Raw genomic sequence first — 20,415 nt, forward strand, 5'->3', positions numbered from 1 at the left:
GGGGGAGTGCGCATGGGGCGGTACGCACGGTCGCGGAACGTACGGTGGCTGGCTTCGCTGGCTGCCGCCGGACTGCTGCTGTCAGGGTGCAGCGGCAGTCCGTCCGAGGGCGGCACGGACGGAGAGGACGGCAAGGACAGCGGGGGCGGCGCGACCGCGGGGAAGCCGCTGACGTCCCAGCGGCTGGACTGGGGCCGCTGCAAGGCCACCGACGACGCCCCGGCGCCGGGCGGCGACTGGCAGTGCGCCACGCTCCAGGTGCCGGTGGACTGGGCGAAGCCGGACGGGGAGCGGATGGGGCTGGCACTGATCCGCGCGAAGGCCACCGGGGACCGGCGGGCCGGCTCCCTGCTGTTCAACTTCGGCGGCCCCGGCGGCTCGGGCGTCTCCACGATGCCGTCGTACGCCTCCCTCACCTCCTCCCTGCACGAGCGGTACGACCTCGTCAGCTGGGACCCGCGCGGAGTGGCCGCCAGCGAGGGCATCCGCTGCCGCGACGACAAGGAGATCCAGGCGGCCGAATCGACGGTGGACGCCACACCCGACACCGCGGCCGAGGAACAGGCGTACCTGAAGGACGCCGCGGACTTCGCCGAGGGCTGCGAGCGGACCGCCGGGAAACTGATGGCCCACGTCTCGACCACGGACACCGCCCGCGACATGGACCTGATGCGCCAGGTCCTGGGCGACGCCAAGCTGCACTACTTCGGCATCTCCTACGGCACGGAACTCGGCGGCGTCTACGCCCACCTGTTCCCGGAGAAGGTGGGCCGCGTGGTCCTGGACGCGGTCGTCGATCCGACCGCCGACACCATCGGCCACGCCGAGCACCAGACCAGGGGCTTCCAGCGCGCGCTGGAGGACTACCTCCGGTCCACCGGACAGGTCCCCGAACGGGGCTCACAGGAGATCGCCGACCTGCTGGAGCGGATCGACACCGAGCCGCTGCCGACGTCGTCGTCGGGCAGGAAGCTGACCCAGACCCTGGCGCTCACCGGAATCGTGCTGCCGCTGTACAGCAAGGACAGCTGGCCGGCGCTGACCAGCGCGCTGTCGGCGGCCGAGGCGGGCGACGGCTCGGAGCTGCTGGCGCTCGCCGACGGCTACAACGAACGTGATCCGTCGGGGCACTACGGCACGAGCACCCACTCCCAACGGGTCATATCGTGCTTGGACGACAAGCAGCGGCCGACCCTGGAGGAGACGAAGAAGCTGCTGCCCGAGTTCGAGGAGATCTCCCCCGTGTTCGGCGCCTTCCTGGGCTGGGACACCGCGGGGTGGTGTCACGAGTGGCCGGTGGCCGGGCAGTACGAGACGCCCGAGGTCAGCGCGGACGGAGCGGCACCGGTGCTGGTGGTCGGCAACACCGGCGATCCGGCGACACCCTACGAGGGGGCCCGCAAGATGGCGGACGAGCTGGGCGAGGACGTCGGTGTGATGCTCACCTGGAAGGGCGAGGGGCACGGTGCGTACGGCAGCGGGAGCGACTGCGTCGACTCCACGGTGAACGCCTATCTCCTGGACGGAACGGTGCCGAAGGACGGCAAGGTCTGTTCGTAACGGCGATCCTGCCCGCGGCGGCGGCCGCGGTCCCCGCCCCGGCTCCGTTCATGACGACGGCGGGGGCCCCGGGCACCCATGGTGCGCGAGACCCCCGCCGCTCGGGAGATGTGGCCGGCCTCGACTCCGGCCCCGGCTCCAGCCTCGGCTCAGTAGACCGGCTTCTCCGGCTCGATCTGGTTGACCCAGCCGATCACGCCGCCGCCGACGTGCACGGCGTCCGAGAAGCCCGCGGACTTCAGGACCGCGAGAACTTCCGCACTGCGGACACCCGTCTTGCAATGCAAGACGATCTTCTTGTCCTGCGGGAGGTTCTCCAGGGCGGTGCCCATGAGGAACTCGTTCTTCGGGATCAGGCGCGCACCGGGGATGGAGACGATCTCGTACTCGTTCTGCTCGCGGACGTCGATGATCTCGATGTTCTCGCCGTCGTCGATCCACTCCTTGAGCTGCTTGGGAGTGATCGTGGAGCCGGCGGCCGCCGCCTGGGCCTCCTCGGAGACGACGCCGCAGAAGGCCTCGTAGTCGATGAGCTCGGTGACGGTGGGGTTCTCGCCGCAGACCGCGCAGTCGGGGTCCTTGCGGACCTTGACCTGGCGGTACTGCATCTCCAGGGCGTCGTAGATCATCAGGCGGCCGACCAGCGGCTCGCCGATGCCCGCGAGGAGCTTGATGGCCTCGTTGACCTGGATGGAGCCGATGGACGCGCACAGCACGCCGAGCACGCCGCCCTCGGCGCAGGAGGGGACCATGCCGGGGGGCGGGGGCTCCGGGTAGAGGCAGCGGTAGCAGGGCCCGTGCTCGGACCAGAAGACGGAGGCCTGGCCGTCGAAGCGGTAGATCGAGCCCCAGATGTACGGCTTGTTCAGCAGTACACAGGCGTCGTTGACCAGGTAGCGGGTGGCGAAGTTGTCCGTGCCGTCGACGATCAGGTCGTACTGGCTGAAGATGTCCATCACGTTGTCGGCTTCGAGCCGCTCCTCGTGAAGGACCACGTTGGTGTACGGGTTGATGCCCTTGACGGTGTCACGCGCGGACTCGGCCTTGGAGCGGCCGATGTCGGACTGGCTGTGGATGATCTGGCGCTGCAGGTTCGACTCGTCGACCTCGTCGAACTCCACGATGCCGAGGGTGCCCACGCCCGCGGCGGCGAGGTACATCAACGCCGGCGAGCCCAGGCCACCGGCGCCCACGGCCAGCACCTTGGCGTTCTTCAGCCGCTTCTGCCCGTCCATCCCGACGTCGGGGATGATCAGGTGGCGGGAGTACCTGCGGACCTCGTCTACGGTGAGCTCGGAAGCCGGCTCGACCAGGGGTGGCAGCGACACGGGGACTCCGTTGGTCGGTCAATCATTACGGTTGTTCTCCCAGTAACACTGCCACGGCCTTTTTCATTCCGAGACACCCGTCCCGATGCGCGAGACGATGTCGTCCCAGTAGCCGGGCATCGTCTCCCAGGGGCTCGGGGCGACGCGGCCGCGGTGGTCGGTGTGGTCGGTGAACCAGACCGTCGCGGCGCCCTGCCAGCGGGCGATGCGCAGGGCCTCGTCGAGGTGCGGGCGGGGCACTCCGTGGACGAGGTGGCAGAAGCGCTCGGGCGGATGGTCGGCGGTCCACTCGGCCACCTGGGACCAGCGGTAGTCGCTCCAGGAGCCGCGGAAGGTGACCAGTTGGTCGGCGTTCTCGGCGTAGCCGGGATACGGGTGGGTGTCGTGGCCGAGGACGATGTGGCCATCGTCACGGACCGTCCGCAGCGTGGTGACGGTGCGGCGGACGGTGGGGAGCGCGTGCCGTTCGCCGGGGCAGTGGTCCAGGAGGAAGCCGTCGGTCCGGTACCAGTCGGCATACCGGTGGGCGTCCGCGACCAGTTCACCGAGGGGGCGGGCGCCGTGCGCGGCGTCGAGCCGGCCGAGCACGCGGTGGCCCGCGTTGTGCAGCCGGCCGGCCGCCTCCAGGCAGTGCGGGTCGGGGGCGGTGCCCGGGCCGTCGGCGACGTCCAGGACGGCCCAGTGCAGGGGTGTGCCCGGGCGGGTGAGTTCCGCCCACTCGGCGGGGGCGACGAGCGGATGGGCCAGTCCGGGGGCGCCGAGGCCGGTACGGACGTCGGTGCTCGCGGTGCCCGTTCTGGTGCTGGTCAGATACGGCACGCGGCCTCCATCCAGATGTCGGCGAGGGACTCCTCGAGGTTGATCCGGGGCCGCCAGCCGAGCCGGTCGCGGGCGGTGCGCACGTCGGCCTGCTGCCAGCTGCCGCAGCCGTCCGGGTACGGGTAGGCGACGGGGGCCGGGTGGTCGGCGTCGCCGCGGGGGCCGAGGCCGTCCACCCGGTGGGCCACGGCGTCGGCACGGTGGTGGCCCGTCGGCTCGGCGCGGTGACCGAGCGCGTCGGCACGGTGGACGACGGACTCGGCCCGGGGGTGGCCGATGACCGGGCGCAGGGCGCCGGGCGGGCCGTCGAGTTCGTGCAGGGCACCGCCGTAGCCGGCCACGCGGGCGAGGGTGGTGGCGGCGTCACGCAGCCGGACGGCGCGGCCGGAGCCGATGTTGATGACGCCCTGCGCGGCGGAGAGGGAGGCGGCGTGTACGGCACGGGCGACATCGCGGACGTCCACGAAGTCCCGCTGGGCGCCGAGGCCGCCGAGGCGCAGTTCTCCGTCCCCGGACTGCATGGCGCGGCGCATGGCCTCGGCGAGGCGGCCCAGCGGGGAGCCCGCGGGGGTGCCGGGCCCGGCCGGGGAGAAGACCCGGAGCACCACGGCGTCCAGGCCGGAGCCGAGGACCAGTTCGGTGGCGGCGAGTTTGCTGACGCCGTAGGGGCCGCCGGGCCGGGGGACGGCGTCCTCGGCCGTGGAGGACCCGGGCTGGCTGGGGCCGTACTCCGCGCTGCACCCGATCTGCACCAGGCGGGCGCCGCATCCGCTGCGGCGCAGGGCCTCGCAGACGGTGGCGACAGCGACGGTGTTGTGCCGGGTGAGTTCGCGGGCCCCGCCGCGGGTGGCGCCGGCGCAGTTGACGACGACGCCGGGATGGACCGCGTCGAGGAAGCGGGTGAGAGCGCCGGGACTGCCGCTGGCGAGGTCGAACCGGACGTCGGCGTCGTCGCCGCGGCCGAGCGCGGTGAGCTGGACGGCCGGGTCGGCGAGCAGGCGGTCGGCGACGAAGCGGCCGATGTAGCCGTTGGCTCCGATCAGCAGGACTCTCATCGGACGACTCCCGGGGCCGAGGCTTCGGGTCGGGAGGTGGTCATGTCGGGTTCTCCTTCGAGGGTGGTGCCGGGAGGGTGTTCCGCCACGGCTCGTGCGACGGCCCGTGCCGCGGTGCGCGCCACGACTCGCGCTGCCGTCCGTGCTGCGGCGCGGGGCTGGATCGGGGGACGTCGGATGCCCGGGCGGGCGGGCCCCGGCGGGCCGTGGGCGGCGGGGGATCCGCCGGACACGGAGGCGTACGTACGGGGGCCGTGCCGGGACGGGGTTGCGGGGGCGCCGTCGGCACTGGGGCCACGGCCGCAACTACGGCTACAGCTACGGCTACGGCTACGGCTGGGGCTGGGGCTGGGGCTGGGGGCGGCGTACCAAGGAGAGTTCATCGGCGGGGCTCCGGGTGGGCGTGGGCCGAGGCTTTCGTCAGACGGCGGACCGTGTGCGGCAGCAGGACCAGCGCTGCGATGCCGCACGCCAAGGTCGGGACGCTGCCGCTCCCCCAGGCGGTGACCAGTTCCTCCACGGGGACGGCAAGGACCTGGCAGCCGGGAAGCCGGCTCGCGAAGAGGCTGGCCAGGGCGGTGACCTCGGCGGTCGCCGCCGCGGTGAGGACGAGCGCCGGCGCGTACGCGGCGCCGTGGGCGGTCAGGAGGCGTGCCAGCAGCAGGAGGGCGCCCAGGGTGAGGCCTTGGGCGTAGGCGGCGGGCTGGTCGAGGACCGCGCCGGTGAGAGCGAGAAGGGCCGAGAGCGCGCCGAGGAACAGTGCGAAGACGCCGAACAGCAACGGCCGTACGGAGGCGGCGAACTCCTCCAGTCCGCGGCTCGTCTCCAGTCGGCGACGGGCGTGGACCGCGAAGAGGCGGGTGCACCAGAGCGCGGGCGCGCAGGCCAGGGTCAGGGCCAGCACGGGGGCGACCGTGACGGGCCAGGGCCCGTCGGCGGTGCCCGTGGGCAGACCGTCGGGGCCACCGCCGAGCGCGGCGCCGAGGAGCCCGTCGCCCAGGAGGGCGTAGCCGACGAGGCAGTGCACCCAGACGCCGCTGTGGTGGTTCGCGGCACCCGGCAGCCGTTCCCGGCGAAGGAGCACGCGCACGGCCAGGGCGACGGTGAGCGCCCCGACGGCGGCCGTGACCAGGCGCGGCTGCCCGTGGGCAAGACGCAGACCGGCGACCGTCGCCGCGCCCAGGACGCCGGGGAGCAGGGTGAGGGCGAACCAGCCGACGCCGGGGCGGGTGGCGGAGACAGCTGCGGGGTTCGCCGAATCGGAGGAACAGGGGGTACGGGAGGAACCGGCGGGACTGGTGGGGCTGGCGAAACCGGTGGGACTGGTGGGACTGGTGGGACCGGCAGCGGCGGGGTCCGGGAAGCCGCCGGGCCGGTCGCCGTCGCGAGGGACGCGGGCGTACATCTCCTCGGCCAGGGCGAAGACGTCGCGGTGGCGGAAACGGGCGGCGGTCCGGTCGGTGACGCCGTGGGCCTCCAGACCCGCCGCGATCTCCAGGGGGTCCACGGCCCGTTCGCACAGTTCCCGGTGGCGGCGCATCAGGGCCTTGACGGGGTCTGCACCGGTCCGGATCCCGTGTGCGGTGCCCGGGCCGTTGCCGCTGTTGACTTCGTTGATGTCGTCGGCGTCAGTGAGGTCGTCGAGGTGGCTCATCGGGCCCCCCCGGCGGTGACGGAGACCGGCGCGTCCGTCGCCCAGCCGGGGCCACGGCCGGGGGCGGCGGCGGTGGCGGCGGCGGTGGCGGTGGCGGTGGCGGTGACATGGGCCTCGGCCGGCACGGCGAACGGCAGGGGCGTGCCGGCCCCGTCGAGGAGATCCCGGCGGAGCGGTGTATGCGAGAGAACCTCCAGGTAAATGCCCTGAAATGCCGCGATGTTCTGTTCCACGGTGAACAGTTCGAGTGCGCGGGCGCGCGCGGCGGCACCCAGGCGCTCACGGCGCTCGGGGTCGCGCAGCAGTGACACGCACGCCTCGGCCAGCGCCCGCGGATCGCGCGGCGGCACGACCAGCCCGGTACCGCCGATCACCTCGACCACCGCGCCGGCCTCCGTGGACACCGTCGCGCGACCGCAGAGCATGGCTTCGACCAGACTGACCGGGAAACCCTCGACCACGCTGGAACTGACGACCAGGGCACCCGCGGCACAGGCGTCGGCGACGGACGGCAGGTCCGGCCCGCCGAGCTCTTCGAAGGACACCGGGTTCCGGCCGATGGCGTGCGGGTCGTCGGCCCCGGCGGGGAAGAGCCGGTCGGCCAGGCCCCGGCAGTGCACGAGGTAGGCCGCGTCCCCGGAGGGACCGGGGGCCCCGAGCGCGCCGGGAGCGGACACGATCCGCAGGCGGGACCGGGGCCGCGCCCGGCGGACCTCGGCGAAGGCGTGCAGCAGGGACACCAGGTCCTTGACGGGTTCGACGCGGCCGACCCAGACGAGGGTGTCCGGGTCGGCACGGCCCGGCGCCTCCCCGACCTCGGCGAAGGGCGCCGCGTCCATACCCGGGTGGACCGTGCGCAGTTTGGCGCGGTCGGCTCCGCAGCGCTCCTGCCAGCGGCGGGCGTGCGCGTTGCCGTGCGTGACGACGGCGGCCCGGCGGTAGGTCTCGGCGGCGAGCCGGCCGTGGAAGGCGGCGAGCAGGGTGCGTATCGCGGGCGAGGAGTCGGGAGCGGTCAGGTAGTGCGTGCGCAGCCGCACCCCGTACTCGGTGACCAGCAGGGGGACGCCGAAGAAGTGCCGGGCGAGGAGGCCGGGCAGGGCGGCCGCGCCGCCGGACGTCGCGTGGCACAGGTCGACCGCGCCGAGACCGGCGTCCTCGTACCAGTCGAGCGAGAGGGGGCGCAGGGCGCGTTCCAGGTGGTCCGCGACGGCGAGGAGATCCGGGACGCGGGCCTCGCGCGCGGGGCGCTGGGCGCCGGGGGCGCGACAGGCGTGCTCCAGCGCGCGTACGGCGGCTTCGGAACGGAGCGCGCCCACCAGGCCGCCCTCGTCCCGGGCCAGCCCGGCGAGTCCGTACAGGGCGCTGGCGAAACGGTCCGCCTCGACGGCCCGGGCGGCATCCGCCGTACCGGACGGGTCCCCGGGGCGCGTGGCGCACAGGACGGCGACGAGTTCGCCGTAGTGCTCGGCGAAGCGCCTGCGCGCCCGTCGTCCGTACACCACGCCGTCGTCCTCGGCCGTCCACAGCGGCGCGGTGCGCACCCGGCTGACCTGCGGCGGAAGCGGGACCCAGCCGTCGTCCTCCTGGTGCTCACCACGGCTGAGGGCGTAGACGTCGAACTCGTGCTGCCCGAGCCCGCGCACGAGCCGGTCGCACCAGAGTCCGGCGTCGCCGCTGACGTACGGGTAGCCGCCCTCCGTCAGTAGTCCGATACGCACGTCCACTCCATCTCCCGTGTGGGGAGCCGCCGTTGGTCCAGCGGCTCGCAGCGGGGACGAACGTATGCGGACAAGGCGGTGGCGCGACGGACGGTTGTCCATCGCGCCACCAAAAGGGGTGAACGGGCGTAACTTTCTCGCGCGGGACGCGTTCGACCCCGCTAAGGGTTCGAACAGGCCCCGAACGTCATGCGACGGGGCGGCCGGATCAGCCGGACGGGTAGGCCCAGGCGTTGGGACGGCACCGGATCCCGTTGTACTCCAGGAACTTGGTCTGCTGCTGCATGACGGGAGCGAGGTCCCCGTCCTTGTCGCAGGTCACGTGGTTGTAGCCGAGACGGTGACCGACCTCGTGATTGATCAGCATCTGCCGGTACGGGTAGATCTTGTCGTCGCCGTACGTCTCCGCGCCCTGGGCCCAGCGGTAGGCGTTGATCATCACGCGCTCGGTGGCGGCCGAGTCGCAGGAAACGTTGTCGACCGTGGTGTCCAGGCCCGACTTGGCGCACCAGTCGGCGGTGGTGCCCGGGCTGGCCAGCGTGATCACGAAGTCGACCTTGCCGGAGTGGACGCGCTCGAACGTACGGGCGCCGTTGTGGGCCCAGCTCCGGTCGTCGTTGATCGTCTTCTGCACGGCCTCCGCGAACAGTTCGCCGTCGAGGTCCAGCCCTTGCTCGACGTCCACCCGGTAGGTGTACTTCTGCCCCTTCCCCGGCGCCTTCGCGATGCCCTCGATCGCGTCGAACTTGCCGGAACCCGTGAGCGTGGGGCTGAGCGGGTAGACCTTGCCCATCTGCTGCGCGTACGTGAGCGGCGCCGAGGCGCCCGACCCGGTCCCGGAACCGGGATCCGACCCCGACCGGTCCTGCTGTCCGTCCGCGTCCGCGGTGGCTTCCCGGGTGGCACGTGCCTGGTCGGCGGCCGACTGGGACGATCCCGCGTCCGAACCGATACGCCCGTCGGTGACCTGTCCGGCCACCACGATCGCCAGCACGGTGGTGACCGCCGCGGCGGCGACGCCCACGAAGGCCCGCCCCTTGGCACCCTTGGGCGCCTCCGGCTCGTCGGCCGCCTCGGGCTCGTCGGCGAGCGGCGCGTCACCGTCGGCGCCGCCGTCGGCGCCGCGCGCGCCGTCCACGGTGCGGACGGGGCCGGCCTCGGCGTTCCAGTCGGTGACGGAGGCGTACGAGGCGGGCGCGGGCGCGGCGGCGCGGGTGCGCGCCGGCGCATGAGCCGCGAAGGCGCCGTCCTCGCCCTGGTCGAAGGCGTCGAGGTAATCCTGCCGGGGCCCACCCGCCGGCACACGTGGTCCCTGCGGCGCCTGTGGCACTTGCGGCATCTGCGACGCCTGCGGCCCGTGCGGCACTTGAGGCGCCTGTGGCGGTTGCGACGCCTGCGGCATCTGCCGCTGCCGCGGAAGGGGGACACCGGCGCGGCCAGGAGCGGCACCGGGCCGAGGGCCTGCCCCGGACGCGGGAGGCCCAGGAGGCCCGGGAGCCACGCCGGGCGGCGTACCACCGCGTCGCCCGAACGGGCCCCATCCCCCACCGGGTTCCCGCTGCTCAGGGTGTCCACCGCGCACCTGGGCCGGTGTCCCGGCGACGGCGTCCGACGCCCCGTAGGACGGCGTTCCGTATGCCGGAGTCCCGTAGGCAGACGTCCCGTAGGCAGGCGTCCCGTCGGCAGGAGTCCCGTAGGCCGGAGTCCCGTATGCCGGAGTCCCGTACGCGGACGCGCCACCCCCGGGCCCGGCTTCGGGCACCGTCCGGCGCCCCTGCCCCGGCGGCACGGCCGGACCGCCCCTCTCCCGCGGCCGTCCGCCCCCCTCCTGCCGCTGTCCGTTCCTCTCCCGCGGCTGTCCGTCCGTCTCCTGTGACCGGCCGCTCCGGCGTTCCCGTGCTGCGGTCGCGTCCGCGGTGTCGCCCTTGGGCGCCGGTCCGCGGCGGCTGTGGCGTCCCACGTCGCGCCTCAGCCTCCTGTGTTGTCGTCGGTGTGCAGGTCAGCGGCGGCGCCTCGGGCGTCGCCGTCGGGCGCCAACCCGGCTGTGTCCGCGAGGAGTTCCCGGAAGGCCGTGGCGACCGTCTGCGGATACTCCATCATGGCGACGTGGCCCGCGTCCGGCAGGGTCAGCAGCCGCGAGTCGCGGAAGGCGCGGGCCGCCCGCTGGGCCATGCGGTAGCCGACGAGTTTGTCCCGGCCGCCGTAGATGAGCAGGGTGGGCGCGAGGACCCGTTCGGCCTGGCGCCACAGCCCGTGCTGGCCGCCCACCGTGTAGGCGTTGACGATCCCCCGCGCGGAGCGCGCCATCGCGTCCCAGAAGTACGGCAGCCGCTGCCGCCGCTCCATCTCCTCCACCGCGTGCCGGAAGCCCTCCTCGGACACCTGCGCGGGATCGCCGTAGCACAGCGCCATGACGCCGCGGACCCGTTGCTCGGCCGTCCAGTCCCGGCTCAGGCGGGTGAACAGGGAGGCGACCCCGGGCAGCGCCAGCAGTCCCGTCGGTACGGCGCTGCGCTGGACGCGGATCTCCGGGAGCGCCGGCGAGATGAGGGTGAGCGTCCGGACGAGGTCGGGGCGGGCGGCGGCGACGCGGGTGACGACGGCGCCGCCGAGCGAGTTGCCCACCAGGTGCACGGGGCCGCGCCCGGTCGAGTCGAGGAGGCGGATCACCGCGCGCGCGTGCCCGGTGATCGAGTAGTTGCCGTCGTCCGGTGGCGGGGAGTCGCCGAAGCCCGGCAGGTCGACCGCCTCGTTGTCGACGACGTCGTCCAGCAGCGGCATCAACGCCGACCAGTTCTGGGAGGAGCCGCCGAGGCCGTGGACGTACAGGGCGGGCGGGAGCTCCGCACGGGACGGTTGTCGTGACCGCACCGTCAGGGTGATCCCCGGCAGCCGGACCGACCTGAGCCGCTCCCCTTCCGCGACCCTGACGGCCGCCGCCTTCGGCAGCACGTTGGCGGGCGGCACGGACGGCAGCTCGGTCGAAGACATGCGCCAATGTTACGAGACGATCACGCGGGGGTTCATGTGTTCGGCATCACAGGAGAGACGCATCTGTCCGACGACCCGCACGCACCCCCTGCACCCCCTGCACCCCCTGCACCCCCCGACCGCCCGACACCCCCTGCACCCCTCGGCTCCTCCGCCCCCTCGTACGGCACCAGATCGCACAGCATCAGAATCGGGTGTCTCCTAGGCTCGTACAGAGGGCACCCGCACCTGACCCCCCGCCTCCCGGCGGGACGTTCACAGAAAGGGAGCCGGCATGGCCATCGACCCCAGCGACCCCGAGACCTTCGAGGACGACGCGGCACAGGACACCCAGGACGTCGGCGTCGAGGCCCCGGACGCCGACGCGGCCGAGCAGCAGACGGACATCGCACCGGTCCGGGACGACCCGCTGACCGGCGTGGACCCCGACCGTGCCAACGAGGCGGATCTCGCGGAGCAGGCCCGCGTGGTCTCCCTCGACGAGGACGACTACCGGTGACGTGCGCCGAGCAGGAAGGAGACCACGACTGCCCGAACCACACACGTTCAAAACATTTTGTGACCTTTTCACCACCGTCCGGTCCATGAAATTCTCAGCTCGCACCGCGCACACCACGGTTACCGAAAAGTACGATGGCCGCGCGGCGCACACCGCACAGGACGACTTCGGGAGGCGGCGTGACAGCCATCGAGCAGACAGAGGCGACACGCCCGCGGGGCACGCGCCTGCCGCGTCGCGCCCGACGGAACCAGCTGCTGGGCGCCGCGCAGGAGGTGTTCGTGGCGCAGGGCTACCACGCGGCCGCGATGGACGACATCGCCGAGCGGGCCGGCGTCAGCAAGCCGGTGCTCTACCAGCACTTCCCGGGCAAGCTGGACCTCTACCTCGCCCTGCTGGACCAGCACTGCGAGTCCCTGATCCAGTCCGTCCGCAACGCCCTCGCGTCGACCAGCGACAACAAGCAGCGCGTCCGGGCGACCATGGACGCCTACTTCGCGTACGTCGAGGACGACGGCGGCGCGTTCCGGCTGGTCTTCGAGTCGGACCTGACCAACGAGCCGGCCGTGCGCGAGCGCGTCGACAAGGTCACCAACGAGTGCGCCGAGGCGATCTGCGACGTGATCGCCGAGGACACGGGGCTCTCGCGCGCGGAGTCGATGCTGCTCGCCTCCGGCCTGGGCGGCCTCGCCCAGGTGGTGGCCCGCTCGTGGCTGCACAGCGACCGCAGCGTGCCGCGCGACCAGGCGGTGCAGCTGCTCGCCTCGCTGGCCTGGCGGGGCATCGCCGGCTTCCCGCTGCACGGCAGCGAACAGCACGGTGGCGAACAGCACTGAGACGGTCGGCTGAGACGGTCGGCTGAGACGGTCGGCTGAGGCGATCAGTGCATGCCGTTGTCGTTTGTTCCCGGTGACTGTTCGCTCCTGGCGTTCTCGCGCCGAGCGTGTACGTCCCCTCCCCGGGCTAATGTGTGCTGGGTACGGCGCGGAAGATCGCGCACATCACTGACCGTCGGAGGGACAAAGCCGTGGAGGTCAAGATCGGCGTGCAGCACGCGCCCCGCGAGATCGTTCTGGAGAGCGGTCAGAGTGCCGAGGAGGTAGAGCGCGTGGTGTCCGAGGCACTGGCCGGCAAGTCGGCGCTGCTCAGCCTCGTCGACGAGCACGGCCGCAAGGTACTGATCCCGGCCGACCGTCTCGCCTACGTCGAGCTGGGCGAGCCGGCCCCCCGCAAGGTGGGCTTCGGCGCGCTGTAGCCGAACCGGCATGCGGAAGGGCCCGGCGGTACGTGACCGCCGGGCCCTTCCGCATGCCCTGCCGCCCTTTGACACACCACTGCACGAACGGAGCACAACTCCCCCACAGGGAAGGGTTGCATTCCGCAGGTCAGGGGTATGACGGCTACGACCGTTCGAGCAGGCCGGCCGTGTGGGAGGGACCCCGACATGCTGTTGGAAGCGCTCAGCGCCGCGATCCTCGGGCTGGCTCTGGCGTGGGCCGCCGCCCACCGCCTGCCGCACCGCCTGCCGGCGCGCGCCCTCGTCCTCCCGACGGGCGTCACGGGCGCGCTCTTCGGCGCGTTCGTCACGCACAGCGCGCTGGGTGCCGGGAACCTGCTGCCGATCCTGCTGGGCTCGGCGGCCGTCTCCGCGGCCTCGCTGTCGCTGCTGCTGCGCCCGGCGGGGAGACTGCGCGGCCGGTCGGCGACCGCCTGACCGGCCGCCGCCCACGACTCCACCGGACGTCCGGCCGCTGACCCTCGCCGGTCATCGCCGGACCGGACGAGCCCACATGGAATCAGGCCGGACAAGGCCGCCCGAGCAGATCAAGTCGAACCAGGCCGCCCGACCAGATCGGGTCGAAACAAGCCGCCGGCCAGATCGGGTCGAATCAAGCCGCCCGACCGCATCAGGTTCAAGCGGCCCGACCGCATCAGGTCGGATCAGGCCGCCAACCCCAGCGCGGCCATCCGCTTGGTGTGCGCCTCGGTGATCCGGGAGAACATCCGGCCCACCTCCGCCAGGTCGAAGCCGTCCGCGACCCCGCCCACCAGCATCGTCGACAGGGCGTCCCGGTCGGCGACCACCCGCTGGGACTGCGACAGGGCCTCGCCCATCAGCCGCCGCGCCCACAGCGCCAGCCGGCCGCCCACCCGCGGGTCGGCGTCGATCGCCGCGCGCACCTTCTCCACGGCGAACCCGGCGTGCCCCGTGTCGTCGAGCACGGCCAGCACCAGTTCCCGGGTGTCGGTGTCGAGGCGGGCCGCGACCTCCCGGTAGAAGTCACTGGCGATCGAGTCACCGACGTATGCCTTGACGAGTCCCTCCAGCCAGTCCGAGGGCGCCGTCTGCTTGTGGAAGCTCTCGTAGGCGGTGACGAACGGGGCCATCGCCTCCGTCGGCTCCTCACCGATCTCGGCGAGCCGGCCCCGCAACCGCTCGAAGTGGTGGAACTCCGCCGAGGCCATCTTGGCCAGCTCCGCCTTGTCCGACAGGGTCGGCGCCAGCTTGGCGTCGTCCGCGAGGCGCTCGAACGCCGCCAGCTCGCCGTACGCGAGCGCTCCGAGCAGGTCCACGACGGCGGCGCGGTAGTGCGGGTCGGCGGCAGCCGCCGACCAGTCCTGCTCCGCGACCGCGGTACGTTCGGCGGGGGCTTCCCCGGTGGCTTCGACGGGGGCGTCGGCGGCGGTGCCAGGCTTGTCAGAGCTCGTCATGCAGCGCACAATAGCTCGCCCGCCGACGCCCGTAAGGGCCTGGTCAGTCAGTGTGACGACGACTACGTGACCGAATCGGCCATCGCGTGTGCGCGAATCCGGGGTATGGTGGTAATGCGCCTGCCGAGTGTGTGACGTACGAGTACGTGTCGTACGGCTACGTGACGTGTTCGTCGGGCCGCACGCATGAGGATGCCCGGTCGGTGGCCCGATCGGCTCCGCCCGACAGCCCTCCCGGCCGTACGCCACTGTGTACGGCAGCCCGGAGGGGGACCCTCAGCGGTTCGAGCGCTAGAGCGTCGGCAGAGGTCCCGTGTCTACGGCTCGCCCGTAAGGCAGCCGACGTCCCCGGCACGGTCCTGACACGACCCCCGCGCTCGCCTCGCACCGCGCACACAGAAGAGGCAGCACCCTGACTACGACGTTTCGTTCCCTCGGAATCCTTCCCGAGACCGCCGAGGCCCTGGAGGCCGTCGGCATCACCACCCCCTTCCCCATCCAGGAGCTGACGCTCCCCGTGGCCCTCTCGGGCACGGACATCATCGGCCAGGCCAAGACCGGCACCGGCAAGACGCTGGGCTTCGGCCTCCCGCTCCTGGAGCGCGTCACCGTCCCCGCCGACGTGGAGGCCGGCCGCGCCGCTCCCGAGGCCCTGACCGACGCCCCGCAGGCCCTCGTCGTCGTCCCGACGCGCGAGCTGTGCCAGCAGGTCACCAACGACCTCCTGACCGCCGGCAAGGTGCGCAACGTGCGCGTCACCGCGATCTACGGCGGCCGGGCCTACGAGCCCCAGGTCGAGGCCCTGAAGAAGGGCGTCGACGTGATCGTCGGCACCCCCGGCCGGCTCCTCGACCTCGCCGGACAGAAGAAGCTGAGCCTCAAGCACGTCAAGTGCCTGGTCCTCGACGAGGCCGACGAGATGCTCGACCTGGGCTTCCTGCCCGACGTCGAGAAGATCATCAACCTGCTCCCGGCCAAGCGCCAGACCATGCTGTTCTCGGCCACCATGCCGGGCGCGGTCATCGGACTGGCCCGCCGGTACATGTCGCAGCCCACGCACATCCGCGCCACCGCGCCGGACGACGAGGGCCAGACGGTGGCCAACACCAAGCAGTTCGTCTACCGCGCGCACAACATGGACAAGCCCGAGATGGTCGCGCGCATACTGCAGGCCGAGGGCCGTGGGCTGGTCATGGTCTTCTGCCGCACCAAGCGCACCGCGGCCGACCTGGCCGACCAGCTCCAGCAGCGCGGTTTCGCCTCCGGCGCGGTCCACGGCGACCTGGGCCAGGGCGCCCGTGAGCAGGCGCTGCGCGCCTTCCGCAACGGCAAGGTGGACGTGCTCGTCTGCACCGACGTCGCCGCCCGCGGCATCGACGTCGAGGGCGTGACGCACGTCATCAACTACCAGTCGCCGGAAGAGGAGAAGACGTACCTGCACCGCATCGGCCGCACCGGCCGCGCGGGCGCCAAGGGTACGGCGATCACCCTGGTCGACTGGGACGACATCCCCCGCTGGCAGCTGATCAACAAGGCGCTGGACCTGGGCTTCAACGACCCGCCGGAGACCTACTCCACCTCCCCCCACCTCTACTCCGACCTCGGCATCCCCGAGGGCACCAAGGGCGTCCTGCCGCGCGCGGCCCGTACGCGCGCCGGGCTGGCGGCCGAGGAACTGGAGGACCTGGGCGAGCCCGGCGGCCGGGGCGGCCGTGACCGCGGTCGCGGCGGCCGGGGCGGCCGTGACGAGTCCCGTTCCGCCGACCGGGACCGCGAGGGCGAGCGCTCGGCGCGTACGCCGCGCCGCCGTCGCCGTACCCGTGGCGGTACTCCGCTGGACGCGGCGGCCTCGCCGGCCACCGAGGCGGCTCCGGCCGTGCCCGGCGGCGGTGCGCCGGAGGACGGCGACGCCGCTCCCCGCGTACTGCGCCGGCGCCGCCGCACCCGCGGCGGGGCCCAGACCCGTCAGCCGCTGCCCGCGACGACGCGGTCCGGCCCCTCCGACACGGAGACCGTGGCGACCGCGAAGTCCGCGGACGCCGCGCTGGCCACGGCTGAAGGCTCGGCCGTGGCGACCACCGAGACCACCGACGCCGCTACGGCGGTGGCGGCACCGGCCGTCACCGAGGCACCGGAAGCCCCGGCGACCCCGGAGGCCCTGGAAACCCCCGCCGAGAAGCCGCGCCGCCGTCGCACCCGCAAGTCGGCGGAGACCGCCGTGACGGTGGAGGCCCCGGCAGACACCGCACCGGTGACCACCGAGCCCGCGCCGGTCGCCGAGGCCGCGCCGGCCGAGGAGGCCCCGGCCGCCAAGCCGCGCCGCCGTACCCGTAAGACCGCGGCTGCCGCCGAGACGGCGGTCGAGACCGCCGAGGGCGCCACGGCCACCGAGACCAAGCCGCGCCGCACCCGCAAGACCGCGGCAAAGGCCACCGAAGCCGTACCGGCACCGGCCACCGAGGAGGCGGAGCCCGAGGCCAAGCCGAAGACCCGCCGCACCCGCAAGACGGCAGCCACAGCGGCCACCGCCACCGAAGCGGCCGAAGCTGCGACCGACACCGCCGAAGGCACCGAGACCAAGCCCAAGGCCCGCCGCCCCCGCAAGACCACGGCGGCCACCACGAGCCCGGCCACCGCCGATATCCCGGCCCAGACCGCACCGGACCCCGAAGCCGAGGTCAAGCCCCGCCGCACCCGCAAGACCGCGGCGAAGGCCACCACCCCGGCCACCGAGCCCGCGGCCGAAGGCGCCACCGCCACCGCCACTGCGACCAAGCCGCGCCGCACCCGCAAGACCGCGGCAAAGGCCACCGAAGCCGCACCGGCACCGGCACCGGCCACCGAGGACGCGGAGCCCGAGGCCAAGCCGAAGACCCGCCGCACCCGCAAGACGGCAGCCACAGCGGCCACCGCCACCGCCACGGCCGAACCGGCGACCGAAGCCACAGAGGCCGAGACCAAGCCCAAGGCCCGCCGCACCCGCAAGACCACGGCGGCCACCACGGCCACCACGGCCACCACCGCCGGCATCCCGGCCCAGACCGCACCGGAATCCGAACCCGGAGCCGAAGCCGAAGCCGGGACCAAGCCCCGCCGCACCCGCAAGACCGCGGCGAAGGCCACCACCCCGGCCACCGAGCCCGCGGCCGAGGACACGGAGCCCAAGCCCAAGACGCGCCGCACCCGCAAGACCGCGGCGGCGGCCACGGCCCCGGAGTCCTCGAAGTCCACGGAGTCCCCGGAGTCCCCGGAGAGCTGATCCCCACCCCTCCCCCCGTCGGCCCGGTACCGCCCCGCGCGGTGCCGGGCCGACGGCGTCACCCCCGCCCCGGCACCCGCGGCACCCCGGATACCCTCACCCCGTGAGCAGGAACGCCGCCTTCGCCCCGCCCCCCGGCGCCCGCACGTACCGGCTGCGGACGGCGCGCGGCGAGTTCGCCGCCGTCGACTCACCCGTGGCCGAAGGAGTCGAGCCGCACGGCGTCGTGCTGATGCTGCCCGGCTTCACCGGCAGCAAGGAGGACTTCACCCTGCTGCACGAGCCGCTGGCCGCACGCGGGTACCGCACGGTGGCCGTGGACGGGCGGGGACAGTACGAGTCCGACGGCCCCCGGCACGACGAGTCCGCGTACGCCCAGCGGGAACTCGCGCGGGACGTGCTCGCCCAGGCCGCCGCCCTCGGCACCCGGGTGCATCTGCTCGGTCACTCCCTCGGCGGTCAGATCGCCCGCGCGGCCGTCCTCCTCGACCACAGCCCGTTCCGCTCCCTCACCCTGATGTCCTCGGGTCCGGCGCGGATCTCGGCGCCCCAGCGGCAGCGCGTGAAACTGCTGCGGGACGCGCTCGCCGTGCTGACGATGGCGGAGGTCTGGGAGACGATGCAGGCGATGGGACCGCCCGAGGAGGTCGGCGGGCCCGTCCGCGGCCCGGTCGACGAGGAGCGGCTACGGCTCCGCTGGCTGGGCACCGCCCCCGCGCAACTCCTGGCCGGAGGGGGGCAGTTGTGCACCGAACCGGACCGCGTCGCGGAACTCTCGGCCGTACCGTTGCCGTTCCACGTGCTCTCCGGGGAACGCGACGACACCTGGCCGGTGCCGCTCCTGGACGACATGGCCGTACGGCTGGACGCGCACCGGACCGTGATCGCCGGCGCCGAGCACTCCCCCAACGCCGATCAGCCGCTGCCCACCGCCACGGCCCTCGCCGACTTCTGGGACCGCACCACGGCCCGGTGAACCCACCGCACCAGCCACCCCACCCGGACCGCCGGGATCACCCACCTCACCCCCGCCCCCCGTCAGCCGCCATCGGAAAGCTGTCCAGGCGCAACGCGCTCGGCGGGGGCAGCGTCGCGCGGGCCGGGCGGGCGCGGAACGCCTCCAGGAAGTAGGCCACCAGCCGCCGCGACGCCGCGGCGTCGTCGGGCAGCGCGGTGACCATGCCGCAGTGCGCCAGCAGGGCCACCCCGAGGTCGGAGGGGTGGAAGTCGGGCCGCAACGCGCCCGCCCCCTGCGCCCTGCGGATCAGGGTCATGAGCTGCCGCTCGGCCTCCGCGTACTCCCGCACCCGGTCCCGCGAGCGGTCGGGGAAGGCCGCGACGAACGCCGCGGGAAACCCCCGTTCCTCCCGCTGCAACCGGCAGACCGTCTCGACCAGCCGCCGGAATCCGTGCCAGGGGTCCGGGTCGGTCACGGCCTCCGCGAGGACTTGGCGACAGGCGCGCACCTGGTCCTCGAAGGCCGCGTGCACCAGGTCGTTCCGGGTCGGGAAGCGCCGGTAGAGCGTGGCGACGCCGACGCCGGCCCGTCGGGCCACGGTGGCCATCGGCGCGTCGATGCCGTGCTCGGCGAACACCTCACGGGCGGCCACCAGAATCCGCCGCCGATTGCGCCGCGCGTCCACCCGCAGCCCACCCGCCTCCCCGAACCGAGAAGCTTCGCCCCCCACTGTCTCTCACCTCCGCCACAAGTGGACGCTGCCGTCCACTTGTCACCCTACGCTCGGCCACACCCCCGCCCCCCACTCCCCGCTCCCGCATCCCCACATCTCCGCAGAGGTCGAGGTAGAGAACGATGAAAGCCGTACTGTACGACCGCTTCGGCGGCCCCGAGGTGCTCTACGTGGGTCAGCTGCCGCGTCCGGAGCCCGCGCCCGGCGAGGTACTGGTCCGGGTCCGCGCCTTCAGCGTGAACGGCGGTGAACTGCTGGCCCGGTCCGGCCGCACCCGCCTGATCACGGGCTCGAAGTTCCCGCAGCGCACCGGCATCGACTTCACCGGCGAGATCGCGGCACTCGGCACCGACACCGGCACCGGCACCGGCACGAGCGCGTACGCGGTCGGCGACCGCGTATGGGGCACCGCCGGCCGCTCCCCGAAGGGCACCGCCGCCGAGTACGTGGCGGTACCGGCCGACCGGATCGGGCGGGTGCCGGACGGACTGGACCTGGTCGAGGCCGCCGCACTCCCGGGAGTGGGCACCACCGCCGTCACCGCGCTGCGCGACAAGGCCGCGCTGCGCCCCGGCGAACGCCTCCTGGTGCGCGGCGCGGCCGGCGGGGTCGGCAGCGTCGCCGTCCAGCTCGGCCGGGCGCGTGGCGCCGAGGTGACCGGCCTGGCCCGCGCCGCCAACCTGGACTTCGTCCGCGAACTGGGCGCCCTGGAAGCCGTCGACCACCGGACCGTGCGGCCCGCGGACCTCGGCCGCTTCGACGTCGTACTCGACACCGTGGGCACCGAACTGCCCGCCTACCGGGCCCTGTTGCGACCCGGCGGGCGCATGGTCACGATCACCGTCGACCCCGCGCGCGTCGCCGTGACGTTGGGATACCTCGCGGCCAGTGCCGTCCTGCACGGGCGCGGCCGGGTGCGAGCCTTCAGCGGCAACCCGAAGCGTGCCCTCCTCGACGACGTCGCCCGCCATGTCACGGACGGCGCGCTGCGCCCGGTGGTGGACACCGTCTTCCCACTGGAGGAGACCGCGGCGGCCCACCGGGCCCTGGAGGCCGGCGGAGTACGCGGGAAGTTCGTCGTGCGGGTCGGCCCACCGACCGCCGAAGGCGACAAACACCGCGCCTGACC

The 20,415-nt window shown here is 73.5% G+C and carries 17 protein-coding genes; 8 read left to right on the forward strand and 9 right to left on the reverse strand.

Annotated elements, in window-relative coordinates:
- Positions 1-12 precede the first annotated feature (12 nt).
- The gene (locus ACIQR3_RS00920) at positions 13-1,560 is read left to right on the forward strand and encodes an alpha/beta hydrolase (RefSeq protein WP_403532502.1); all 1,548 of its coding nucleotides are present in this window, start codon (positions 13-15) and stop codon (positions 1,558-1,560) included.
- Positions 1,561-1,709: 149 nt separating this feature from the next.
- On the opposite strand, the gene moeZ is transcribed toward ACIQR3_RS00920, so the two are convergent.
- From moeZ to ACIQR3_RS00955, 7 genes are all read right to left on the reverse strand, one after another.
- Complete coding sequence (moeZ, locus tag ACIQR3_RS00925; protein WP_215172704.1) at positions 1,710-2,888, reverse strand: adenylyltransferase/sulfurtransferase MoeZ; 1,179 nt, start codon at positions 2,886-2,888, stop codon at positions 1,710-1,712.
- Positions 2,889-2,951: 63 nt separating this feature from the next.
- A complete protein-coding gene (locus ACIQR3_RS00930) occupies positions 2,952-3,707 on the reverse strand; it encodes a spherulation-specific family 4 protein (RefSeq protein ID WP_403532505.1) in 756 nt (251 codons plus the stop codon).
- Positions 3,695-4,762, reverse strand: a complete 1,068-nt coding sequence (locus ACIQR3_RS00935; RefSeq protein ID WP_403532507.1) for an NAD-dependent epimerase/dehydratase family protein — start codon at positions 4,760-4,762, stop codon at positions 3,695-3,697. The genes ACIQR3_RS00930 and ACIQR3_RS00935 overlap by 13 nt, the downstream gene beginning before the upstream one ends.
- A 379-nt stretch (positions 4,763-5,141) precedes the next feature.
- On the reverse strand, positions 5,142-6,416 hold the full coding sequence (locus ACIQR3_RS00940; RefSeq protein ID WP_403532509.1) for a hypothetical protein: 1,275 nt from the start codon (positions 6,414-6,416) through the stop codon (positions 5,142-5,144).
- A complete protein-coding gene (locus ACIQR3_RS00945; protein WP_403532511.1) occupies positions 6,413-8,134 on the reverse strand; it encodes a DUF3492 domain-containing protein in 1,722 nt (573 codons plus the stop codon). The genes ACIQR3_RS00940 and ACIQR3_RS00945 overlap by 4 nt, the downstream gene beginning before the upstream one ends.
- Before the next feature lie 208 nt (positions 8,135-8,342).
- Positions 8,343-9,437, reverse strand: coding sequence for a DUF3152 domain-containing protein (locus ACIQR3_RS00950; RefSeq protein WP_403532513.1), 1,095 nt, complete (start codon positions 9,435-9,437; stop codon positions 8,343-8,345).
- Between the two features lie 665 nt (positions 9,438-10,102).
- On the reverse strand, positions 10,103-11,125 hold the full coding sequence (locus ACIQR3_RS00955; RefSeq protein ID WP_403532515.1) for an alpha/beta fold hydrolase: 1,023 nt from the start codon (positions 11,123-11,125) through the stop codon (positions 10,103-10,105).
- A gap of 274 nt (positions 11,126-11,399) precedes the next feature.
- On the opposite strand from ACIQR3_RS00955, the gene ACIQR3_RS00960 reads away from it, so the two are divergent.
- From ACIQR3_RS00960 to ACIQR3_RS00975, 4 genes are all read left to right on the forward strand, one after another.
- Complete coding sequence (locus ACIQR3_RS00960) at positions 11,400-11,624, forward strand: hypothetical protein (RefSeq protein WP_403532516.1); 225 nt, start codon at positions 11,400-11,402, stop codon at positions 11,622-11,624.
- Positions 11,625-11,803: 179 nt separating this feature from the next.
- The gene (locus ACIQR3_RS00965; RefSeq protein WP_403532518.1) at positions 11,804-12,460 is read left to right on the forward strand and encodes a TetR/AcrR family transcriptional regulator; all 657 of its coding nucleotides are present in this window, start codon (positions 11,804-11,806) and stop codon (positions 12,458-12,460) included.
- Positions 12,461-12,651: 191 nt separating this feature from the next.
- Positions 12,652-12,879, forward strand: a complete 228-nt coding sequence (locus ACIQR3_RS00970) for a DUF3107 domain-containing protein (RefSeq protein WP_215172720.1) — start codon at positions 12,652-12,654, stop codon at positions 12,877-12,879.
- Positions 12,880-13,068: 189 nt separating this feature from the next.
- Positions 13,069-13,338 carry a hypothetical protein gene (locus ACIQR3_RS00975; RefSeq protein WP_403532520.1) on the forward strand — a complete coding sequence of 90 codons (270 nt, stop codon included), beginning with the start codon at positions 13,069-13,071 and terminating at the stop codon, positions 13,336-13,338.
- Between the two features lie 227 nt (positions 13,339-13,565).
- On the opposite strand, the gene ACIQR3_RS00980 is transcribed toward ACIQR3_RS00975, so the two are convergent.
- A complete protein-coding gene (locus tag ACIQR3_RS00980) occupies positions 13,566-14,336 on the reverse strand; it encodes a ferritin-like fold-containing protein (protein WP_403532522.1) in 771 nt (256 codons plus the stop codon).
- A gap of 517 nt (positions 14,337-14,853) precedes the next feature.
- On the opposite strand from ACIQR3_RS00980, the gene ACIQR3_RS00985 reads away from it, so the two are divergent.
- Positions 14,854-17,595, forward strand: coding sequence for a DEAD/DEAH box helicase (locus ACIQR3_RS00985; protein WP_403532524.1), 2,742 nt, complete (start codon positions 14,854-14,856; stop codon positions 17,593-17,595).
- Between the two features lie 103 nt (positions 17,596-17,698).
- On the forward strand, positions 17,699-18,571 hold the full coding sequence (locus ACIQR3_RS00990) for an alpha/beta fold hydrolase (RefSeq protein WP_403532526.1): 873 nt from the start codon (positions 17,699-17,701) through the stop codon (positions 18,569-18,571).
- A 46-nt stretch (positions 18,572-18,617) separates the two neighbouring features.
- Here ACIQR3_RS00990 and ACIQR3_RS00995 read toward each other — a convergent pair whose 3' ends face one another.
- Positions 18,618-19,244 (reverse strand): TetR/AcrR family transcriptional regulator, encoded by a 627-nt coding sequence (locus ACIQR3_RS00995; protein ID WP_403533921.1) that lies wholly within the window; start codon positions 19,242-19,244, stop codon positions 18,618-18,620.
- A 164-nt stretch (positions 19,245-19,408) separates the two neighbouring features.
- Here ACIQR3_RS00995 and ACIQR3_RS01000 point away from each other — a divergent pair, with 164 nt between their 5' ends.
- Entirely contained in the window at positions 19,409-20,413 is a 1,005-nt protein-coding gene (locus tag ACIQR3_RS01000; protein WP_403532528.1) for an NADP-dependent oxidoreductase, read from the forward strand.
- Positions 20,414-20,415 lie beyond the last annotated feature (2 nt).

It is taken from the genome of Streptomyces sp. NPDC090994 (assembly GCF_044768905.1).
Lineage (GTDB): Bacteria > Actinomycetota > Actinomycetes > Streptomycetales > Streptomycetaceae > Streptomyces.